This window comes from Archangium sp. (genome assembly GCF_036389735.1).
Taxonomy (GTDB): domain Bacteria; phylum Myxococcota; class Myxococcia; order Myxococcales; family Myxococcaceae; genus Archangium.
The window spans coordinates 1-8,832 of sequence record NZ_DASVWK010000942.1; the positions used below are offsets into that span (position 1 = coordinate 1).

Consider the following 8,832-nt stretch of genomic DNA (forward strand, 5'->3'; position numbering starts at 1 on the left):
CCCATCCATCAGCGTCAGCTGGCTCGCGATGATGTACTTGATGCCCGCGTCCCTCGCCGCCAGGTGTGCCTTCACCGCCCCGTACAGCCCGTCCCCGTCCGCCAACGCCACGGCGGGCAGCCCCTGGGCCGCCGCTGCCTGGATCAGTTCCTCGGGGTGCGAGGCCCCGCGCAGAAATGAGAAGTTCGAGCGGCAGACGAGCTCGGCGTACACGCTTGCTACCCTACTGGGCAGGCGTTCAGGCGGAAGGCCCGCCCCAGTAGGTATGCTCAGTCTACCCGTCGTGTCACGTCACGGCCGAAGTGGGATCGATCCGCGTGACCTTCTTTCGGAGTGCGGTGAAAAGCTGGGGACCGGAGACGTCTGATCTCAGGGGCGGATGCTCCCCGTCTCGATCGCCCGGGCCGCCGTCTTCGAGAGGATCTGGACGCCGAAGAGCATCGCCGCGAAGCGCTCGTCCTTCGTCAGGCCCTGCTTGAACCGGTAGTAGATCTGCTGGGCGATCACCGACACCTTGAAGAGCGACAGCACGTAGTGGAACGCGATTCCGCTCACGTCCCTGCCGCTCTTCTCCGCGTAGCGCGCCACCAGTTGCTCGCGCGTCAGATTCCCTGGCAGCATCGTCAGCCCGAACGGCAGCGCCACCCGCTCCTCCGGGTCGTCCGCCTGCCCCCAGTACGCCAGCGCCATCCCGAGGTCAGACAGCGGAGCGCCAATCGTCGCCATCTCCCAGTCGAGCACCGCCCGGATGCTCGGCAGGTGGTCCGGGTCCAGCACCAGGTTGTCGTACTTGTAGTCGTTGTGAATCAGCGTCGGCGCCAGTTCCGCCGGCAGGTGCCCCGCCAGCCACGTCGCCACCTGCTCCATCTCCGGGATGTCGTCCGTCCGCGCCTTGCCGTAGCGCTCCGTCCACCCCGCCACCTGCCGGCCCAGGTAGCCCTCCGGCTTGCCGATCTCCCCCAGCCCCGCCGCGTGCCAGTCCACCGCGTGCAGTTCGACCAGGTTGTCCACGAAGTTCTCCGACAGCCGGCGCATGAAGTCTGGCGTCAGCTCGATGCCCTTCGGCGGCTTCGCCCGGATGATGACGCCGCGCGCCCGCTCCATCACGTAGAAGGGCACGCCCATCGGCGACTCGCCCTCGCCGCAGAATACCAGCGGCCGGGGCACCTTCGGGTACACGGGCTCCAGCTTGCTGAGGATGCGGTACTCGCGCCCCATGTCGTGCCCGGCCTTGATGGCCTTGGCTCCGAACGGCGGCCGGCGCAGCACCAGCTCCTTCTCCCCCATCCGCAGCAGGTACGTCAGGTTCGAGTGCCCACCCGGGAACTGCTCCACCCCCAGCGGACCCGTCAGCCCCGGCACCTTCTCGGCCAGGTACTTCTCCAGCCACGCGGCATCCAGTTCCTCGCCCGGACGCACCGCCCGCGTCCGATCCATCCACTCGGGCGTGCTCATTCCTCCCTCGCCTTCTTCATGCCGTTGAAGCCGCGGACCCCGGGAAGGATCTTCTTCAGTGACTCCGGCGGAGTGAAATCCATGGTTCGTCTCGTGGTGCTCGTTGGAACGTGTCTCTCAACGCATCGTCTTTAGATCGGGCTCTGCTCAAGTCACTCCGTCCAGGAAGCCCACCAGCGCGGCGTTGAGCAACTCCGGCTCCTCCACGGTCGAGGTGTGCCCGCCTCTCGGCAGCTTCACCAGCTTCGAGCCCGCGAGGGCCTCGTGGATGCGCTCGGCCCTGGCCGGCACCGTGGCCACATCCTCGCTCCCCACCAGCACCAGCGTCGGCGTCTTCACGCGCGCCAGCTCCTCGTACACCCCGCGTCGGTAGAGGACCCCGTTCACCGCCCGCCAGATGTCGCGCCGGTTCTCCCTCAGCCGGCCCTCCCACTCCGCTCGCTCCGCCGCCCGGCTCGGATCCTCCAGGAAGGTGCGGCCGAACATGAGGGACATCACCGGCTTCGCCAGGAGCCCCAGCCCGCTCCACCGCGCGACGAAGTTGAGCAGCTTGTAGCGCGGCGCGTTCTCCACCGGCTCCGGGTCCGCCGAGGTCTCCAGCAGCGACAGCGAGCGCAGCAGGTCTGGCCGCCGCGCCGCCAGCCGCATCCCCACGAAGCCGCCCATGGACAGGCCCACGAAATGGCAGGGCCCCACGCCCAGCTTCTCGATGAGGCCCACCGCGTCCGCGTACACCGTCTCCATGTCCACGGCATCCACCTTCCACACGTCGCTCTGGCCCTGCCCGCGGTGGTCGTAGGTGATGCAGCGGTAGCGGTCCTTCAGCACCGCCACCTGCTTGTCGAACATCCGGCCGCTCCACAACAGGCCGTGGCTGAACACGATGGGCGCTCCCGAGCCCCCCGTGTCCTCGTAGTGGAGCCGGGTACCGTTGACGTCCAGGAAGGGCATGGCGCGGCTCACATCGCCGTGGTGCCACCGTCCACGACGAACTCCGAGCCGGTCATCAGCTTGGACTCGTCCGAGGCCAGGTAGAGCACCGCGTAGGCGATGTCGTTCGGCTCGCCGATATGGCCGAGCGGAATCATGCGCGCGAGCCGCGCCTTGCCGGCCTCCATGCCACCCATGAGGCTCGCCAGACCATCCACCATGGGCGTCTCGATGAAGGTGGGGTGCACGGAGTTGCAGCGGATGCCGTAGCCCTTGCGCGCGCAGTGCAGCGCCACGGACTTCGTCAGCAGGCGCACCCCGCCCTTGCTCGAGCAGTACGCCGGGAGGTTCTCCACCCCCACCAGTCCGGCCACGGAGCTGATGTTGATGATGGAGCCCTTCGCCCCGCACTGCCGCATGCCCCGGATGGCGTGCTTGCAGCCCAGGAACACCCCATCCAGGTTCACCGCATGGACGACGCGCCACTCCTCCAGGGAGATGGTCTCGATGTCCTTGGCGACCCCGATGCCCGCGTTGTTCACCACCACGTCCAGCCGACCGAAGGTGGCCAGCGTCTCGTCCACCACCCGCGCCCAGTCCGCCTCCTGCGTGACGTCCAGCTTCCAGGCGCGCGCGGCCTCGCCCATCGCGCCGGCCACCTCCTTCGCGCCCGCCTCGTTGCGATCCGTCACCACCACCCGCGCGCCCTCTCGGGCCAACATCTCCGCCGCCGCCTTGCCCAGCCCCGACGCCGCCCCCGTCACCAACGCGACCTTGCCTTCGACTCGTCCAGCCATCACTTGCCTCCCCGCGAGGGGCCCGGAGCCTACCCCGCCCCCTTCCTCCGGTGGTGGAGGAATGTCACTCCCGGTACAGGGGTTCTGGCGCGCCGCGTCGCCCTGATGGCAAGCTCTGGCCCCGACAGGAGCATTCCATGGATTTCCCAGCCTGGCAGTTGTGGCTCCTCGCCGCGGTCCTCGCGGGGGCCCTGGAGATCGCCCTTCCCGGTTTCGTGATGCTCTGGTTCTCCGTGGGCGCGCTGGTGGCGGGCCTCGGGGCGGCCCTGGGGCTGGGCGTCAACGTCCAGCTCACGCTCTTCATCCTCGTGTCCGTGGCACTCTTCACCGCGTCGCGCACCCTCTTCAAGCAGGCCCTCATGCGCACCGCCACGCAGATGAAGACGGGCGTGGAGGCCATGGTGGGCCAGGAGGCGGTGGTGACCGAGTCGCTCGTCGAGGGACAGGGCGGGACGGTGCGCATCAACGGGGAGCTGTGGTCGGCGCGCTCGCTGGGGGGCCCGGTCATCGAGGGCGAGCGGGTCGTCGTGGAGCAGGTGGAAGGTTTGAAGCTGTGGGTGCGGCGCCCCGTCGCGTCGCTCGAGATTTCTCCGAAGAAGCAGAAGGAAGGTTGAGAAGATGGGTACCGCCGTTCTCGTCGTCATCGCGATGGCCGTGGGCTATGCCCTCATCAAGGGCCTGCGCATCGTCCCCCAGGCCAAGGTGATGGTCGTGGAGCGTCTGGGGAAGTTCCACCACGTGGCCCACAGCGGGCTGAACGTGCTCATCCCCGTTCTGGACTCGCCGCGCGCCCAGGAGATGCGGGTGGGCAACCGCTACACCCGCACCCATCTGGTGGACATGCGCGAGCAGGTCATGGGCTTCGAGACCGTCCAGGTCATCACCCATGACAACGTCACCATGGAAGTGGGCTCGGTCATCTACTACCAGGTCGTCGACGCGGCCAAGGCGCTCTACGCGGTGGAGAACCTGGCGCTGGCCATCGAGCAGCTCACCATGACGAACCTGCGCAACATCATGGGCGGGCTGACGCTGGATCAGACGCTCACCAGCCGCGAGACGGTCAACACCAAGCTGCGCCAGGTGTTGGACGAGGCCACCGAGAAGTGGGGCGTGAAGGTGACGCGCGTGGAGCTGCGCGAGATCGAGCCGCCCTCGGCCATCAAGGACGCCATGGCCAAGCAGATGACGGCCGAGCGCGAGCGCCGCGCCGAGGTGACCAAGGCCGAGGGTGACAAGGCCGCCGCCATCCTCTCGGCCGAGGGCGAGAAGATCTCCCGGATCCTCCGCGCCGAGGCCGAGCGCGACGCCGAGGTGGCTCGCGCCGAGGGCCGCAAGCGCGCCACGCTGCTGGACGCCGAGGCCAAGGCCGAGGCCACGCGGATGGTGTTCGACGCGGTGAACGCGGGTGGTGGCGCCACGCCCGAGGTGCTGGCGCTGCGCTACATGGAAACGCTCCAGGAACTCGGCAAGGGCGACAACAAGATGTTCGTGCCCTACGAGGCCACGGCGGTGCTGGGCAGCATCGCCTCGCTCAAGGACGTGTTCGCGCGCGAGGTCACCACGACCAGCGCCCAGGCGCAGCAGCAGGTTCCCTCGGCGGCGGCCCGGAGCGCGCAGAACCTGTCGCGCACCCTGGGGAACCAGCCGCCCGCGGTGCCGGTGCGCGCCCGCCCCTCCCTGCCGTCCGAGGAGTAACGAGAGGCGGGAACCTTTCGCGCCCCCCGTTGTCCGAGGGGGCGCACCCTTTCAAGGAACGCTCATGTCGGACGCCTTCATCGCTGGTGGTTGGGGCATGTATCCCACGTTGATCGCCGGTCTCGCGCTGCTCGGCACCACCCTGCGCTACGCCCTCCGGCCCGAGTCGCGCTTCGTGCCGCTGATGATCTCCCTGGGGCTCTTCACGCTCTTCGCGGGCGTCCTGGGCTTCGTCACGGGCGTCATGACAATGCTGCACGCCTACGCGGGTCCCCTGGAGAGCGAGGGGCCCACCGTCCTGTTTCTCGGCACCTTCGAGTCGCTCCACAACGTGGCCCTGGCCCTGCTGCTGATCATGATCTCCACGCTCGCGGCCTCGGTCGGTGCGTGGCGGCTTTCCCGGCAGGCGCAAGCTGTCGCCGTTCCGGCGCGGTAGCACGTCAGGGATTGCGCGCCCCACCGTCAATGGTTATGAATCCCGGGCCCTGAACGCGGGCCCCGCTTCCCACACGAGGCTTCGTACTCCATTGAAGATCCACTCCTGAATCGTCGGCGCTGTCCGTAAGCCAACCCCCGGGCCCCTCGTGCGTGTCCGGAACGATTCTGGAGTTCCTCGTGTCACTCGTTCGCGCCCAGCGCGTCTCCTTCGCGTTCTCCGACGCCGTTTCCCTGTTCTCCGACGCCGAGTTCCACCTGCCGACCGGGTGGACCGGGCTCGTCGGTGCCAACGGGGCCGGCAAGTCCACCCTGCTGCGCCTGATCTCCGGCGAGCTCCAGCCCTCGGACGGACACTTCCACTTCGAGCCGCCCTCGGCGCTCGTCCACCTCTGCCCGCAGCGCGTCGAGGAACTCACCCCCGACATCACCGCGCTCGCCGAGGCGTATGACTCCCGGGCGCGCCGTCTGCTGGGCCAACTCGCGTTGGATCCCACGGCCCTCGACCGGTGGCCCACGCTGTCCCCCGGTGAGCGCAAGCGCTGGCAGATCGGCGCCGCCCTCGCCCGGGAGCCGGACGTGCTGCTGCTGGACGAGCCCACCAACCACCTCGACGCCGAGGCCCGTGAGTGGCTCATCGCCGCCCTGCGCCGCTTCCGCGGTGTGGGGATGCTCGTCTCACATGACCGCGAGCTGCTGGAGACCCTCACCACCTCCACGCTGCGCGTCCACGCGGGCACGGTGCGCCTCTGGCCCGGCGCCTACTCCGAGGCCCGCGAGGCCTGGGAGGGCGAGCTGGAGGCCCGCCGCACCACCCGGCAGCAGGCCCAGGAGGAGCACCGCCGGCTCCAGCAGCGGCTGGTCCAGACGCGGCGCGATCAGGAGGCCGCCTCGGCCGCGCGCAGCGCCGGCAGCCGAATGAAGGACAAGTACGACAGTGACGCGCGCTCCCTGGGGGCCAAGACGCTCGTGAGCTGGGCGGACGCGCGGCTCGGCCGCAGCGTGGCCACCACTCGCCGCGAGGTGGAGCGCGCCGCCTCCGCCGTCGAGTCCGTCGAGGTGGAGAAGACGCTCGGACGCTCCGTCTTCGTGGACTATGTGCGCCCCCCCAACCCGCTGCTGTTCAGCGTGGACCTACCCGTGCTGCGCGCGGGCGAGGTGGAGCTGTTCGGCCGGTTGCGGCTCGACGTCCAGCGGGAGGATCGCATCCGCATCGAGGGCCCCAATGGCGCTGGCAAGAGCACCCTGCTGCGTGCCCTGCTGGACCATGCGCGCGTACCGCTGGAGCGCGTGCTGTACCTGCCCCAGGACTTGAGCGCGGAGGAGGCCGAGGAGGTGCTCGACTCGGTGCGCGAGCTGCCCCCGGCGGAAAAGGGCCGGGTGCTGTCGCTGGTCGCGGCGCTCGGGGTGGAGCCAGAGCGCCTGCTCGCCTCGGAGCAGCCGTCCCCTGGCGAGGCGCGCAAGCTGCTCATGGCGCGTGGGCTCGGGCAGCACGCCTGGGTGCTGGTGCTCGACGAGCCCACCAACCACCTGGATCTGCCCTCCATCGAGAGATTGGAAGTGGCCCTACGGGAGTACCCCGGGGCGCTGCTGCTGGTGACGCACGACTCGCACTTCGCGCAGCGGTGCACGGCCCTGCGCTGGCGCGTGCGGGAGGGACGCGTGGACTCCGTCTCGGAGTGAGCCGGAGTCTTGAAGGCGTCACTCCGGCCCTTCCACCCATTCACCTCTTGGGAGGGTCCTCCTACACTCGGCGGCGCTTCGAGGGACCATTCACACAGGGGGTGGGATGAGAGCAATCCTTCCAGGTGTCCTATGCCTGCTGCTCGGTGGCTGTCTTCCCAAGGCCCGGGTCGAGCAATTCACCGCGAGACCCTTCATGGCCTGTCCAGGAGACACGATCACCTTGAGCTGGCGCACCAACGGCAACGTCACGCTCAGCGCCGAGCCGGAGGTTCCAGGGCTCGGCAAGCGGGACGCGTCCGGCCGGGAGACGGTCACCCTGCCAGGAGGACCCGGGCCCACGGTTTTTGGAATCCACGTCTCCCGCTTCTTCGGGCTCAAGAAGACCGACACCTCGGGCGAGGTGCTGTCACCGCCGCTCGCCCGTGAGTACGCCGTCGTGGATGCCGAGGGAGAGGCTGACTTCTCGTGCCTCGACCAGGAGCGCGCCGTGGAGGCGTTCATCGTCCTGGACGAAGAGAAGATGTCCCCCGGTGTCCTTATCGAACAGGTGACGAACATGAACGTGCGTCGCCTCGTGCTCGGCAAGGACGGGGTGAGCAAGACGCTCGAGGAGGGTGAGGCAGCGGGGTTCGAGGGGATGCCCGCCCAGGGACGCTGGAGTCTGCGTGTCCCCCTCGAGGAAGGTGAAAACTGCGAGACGGCGGTCGATGACGTCGACGGACGACTGATCATCAAGCTGCAGCTCGCGTGTCGGAGGTGAACCATGGCCGGACTCGACGGAATCGACACCCTCGTCGTGCTGATGTTCGAGAACAGGTCGTTCGACCACCTGCTCGGGCACCTGTCGCTGGAGGATCCCCAGTCGGAGGTCGACGGGCTGCGCAACCCCGACACGAACCCGCGCTACGCGAACGTGTACGAGAACATGGTGTACCGCCCCTTCGTCATCCACGACGAGGCGGCCGTCGTCACCCATGATCCCCCGCACAGCCGTGCCTCGGTGCTCACCCAGATGGGGCGACGGGGCAACAAATTCCGCATGTCGGGCTTCGTCAAGGCCTACGTCGAGTACACCCAGCACGTGACGTCGCAGCCGCCTCCCATGGGGTACTTCGACTCCCAGGGGGCCTGGATGTCGTCGTTCCTGGCGCGCAACTTCTGTGTCTGCGATCGCTGGTTCACCCCGCTCCCGGCGGACACGCAGCCCAATCGGCTCATGGCCTTCACCGGGCACGCCCTGATCGACAACACGGGCGAGCGACTCCTCCCCAACGAGCAGCACGTGTTCGACTGGCTGGAGCAGCGCAACATCCGGTGGCGCGTCTACTGTGATGGTCTGCCGTTCTTCGCCCTGTTCGGACGGTTCCCCGAGGTGATCGGGCCGAGGTTCCGCCCCATCGACAAGCTCGATGACGACCTGCGCACCGAGCCGCTGGCGCAGACGCCCCAGGTCATCTTCATCGAGCCCCGCTACTTCGACTACTTCTGGTCGGACCTCCCCGCCAACTGCAACCACCCGCTCGCGCAGCTCAGCAACGGCGAGCTGTTCCTGCATCGGGTCTACTCCGCGCTCACGCTCAACCCGGAGAAGTGGGCCCGGACGATGTTCGTCGTCACCTACGACGAGCACGGAGGCTTCTTCGACCACGTGCCTCCCCTGCCCATCTCCAACCCGGTGCCACCTGGAGCGAGCTACACGGAGGGGTTCTCGACGACCGGGCCGCGCGTCCCCGGGCTCATCGCGACTCCCTGGACCCGGCCGGGCAAGGTCTTCCACGGCCATCTGGATCACACGTCCATCCTCCAATTCATCGCCGAGAGGTTCGGCTCG

10 protein-coding genes are annotated in these 8,832 nt (G+C 68.5%); 6 read left to right on the forward strand and 4 right to left on the reverse strand.

Annotated features, from left to right (window positions below; genetic code table 11):
- The 4 genes from VF794_RS33555 to VF794_RS33570 form a co-directional block, all read right to left on the reverse strand.
- Positions 1–213, reverse strand: a 213-nt coding sequence (locus tag VF794_RS33555; RefSeq protein ID WP_331117195.1) for a PHP domain-containing protein, incomplete at its 3' end; no start/stop codon positions are given.
- A 156-nt stretch (positions 214–369) separates the two neighbouring features.
- The gene (locus tag VF794_RS33560; RefSeq protein WP_331117196.1) at positions 370–1,455 is read right to left on the reverse strand and encodes a phosphotransferase family protein; all 1,086 of its coding nucleotides are present in this window, start codon (positions 1,453–1,455) and stop codon (positions 370–372) included.
- A gap of 147 nt (positions 1,456–1,602) precedes the next feature.
- Positions 1,603–2,406: an alpha/beta hydrolase gene (locus VF794_RS33565; RefSeq protein ID WP_331117197.1), complete on the reverse strand. Its 804-nt coding sequence runs from the start codon at positions 2,404–2,406 to the stop codon at positions 1,603–1,605.
- Between the two features lie 8 nt (positions 2,407–2,414).
- Positions 2,415–3,182: a glucose 1-dehydrogenase gene (locus VF794_RS33570; RefSeq protein WP_331117198.1), complete on the reverse strand. Its 768-nt coding sequence runs from the start codon at positions 3,180–3,182 to the stop codon at positions 2,415–2,417.
- A 137-nt stretch (positions 3,183–3,319) separates the two neighbouring features.
- Here VF794_RS33570 and VF794_RS33575 point away from each other — a divergent pair, with 137 nt between their 5' ends.
- The 6 genes from VF794_RS33575 to VF794_RS33600 form a co-directional block, all read left to right on the forward strand.
- Positions 3,320–3,796, forward strand: a complete 477-nt coding sequence (locus VF794_RS33575) for an NfeD family protein (RefSeq protein WP_331117199.1) — start codon at positions 3,320–3,322, stop codon at positions 3,794–3,796.
- 4 nt (positions 3,797–3,800) lie between these two features.
- Positions 3,801–4,880 (forward strand): SPFH domain-containing protein, encoded by a 1,080-nt coding sequence (locus tag VF794_RS33580; protein ID WP_331117200.1) that lies wholly within the window; start codon positions 3,801–3,803, stop codon positions 4,878–4,880.
- A gap of 64 nt (positions 4,881–4,944) precedes the next feature.
- A complete protein-coding gene (locus tag VF794_RS33585; protein ID WP_331117201.1) occupies positions 4,945–5,316 on the forward strand; it encodes a hypothetical protein in 372 nt (123 codons plus the stop codon).
- Positions 5,317–5,495: 179 nt separating this feature from the next.
- The gene (locus VF794_RS33590) at positions 5,496–6,998 is read left to right on the forward strand and encodes an ATP-binding cassette domain-containing protein (protein WP_331117202.1); all 1,503 of its coding nucleotides are present in this window, start codon (positions 5,496–5,498) and stop codon (positions 6,996–6,998) included.
- 196 nt (positions 6,999–7,194) lie between these two features.
- Entirely contained in the window at positions 7,195–7,761 is a 567-nt protein-coding gene (locus VF794_RS33595) for a hypothetical protein (protein ID WP_331117203.1), read from the forward strand.
- A gap of 3 nt (positions 7,762–7,764) precedes the next feature.
- On the forward strand, positions 7,765–8,832 hold a 1,068-nt coding region (locus VF794_RS33600), incomplete at its 3' end, for a phospholipase C (protein ID WP_331117204.1).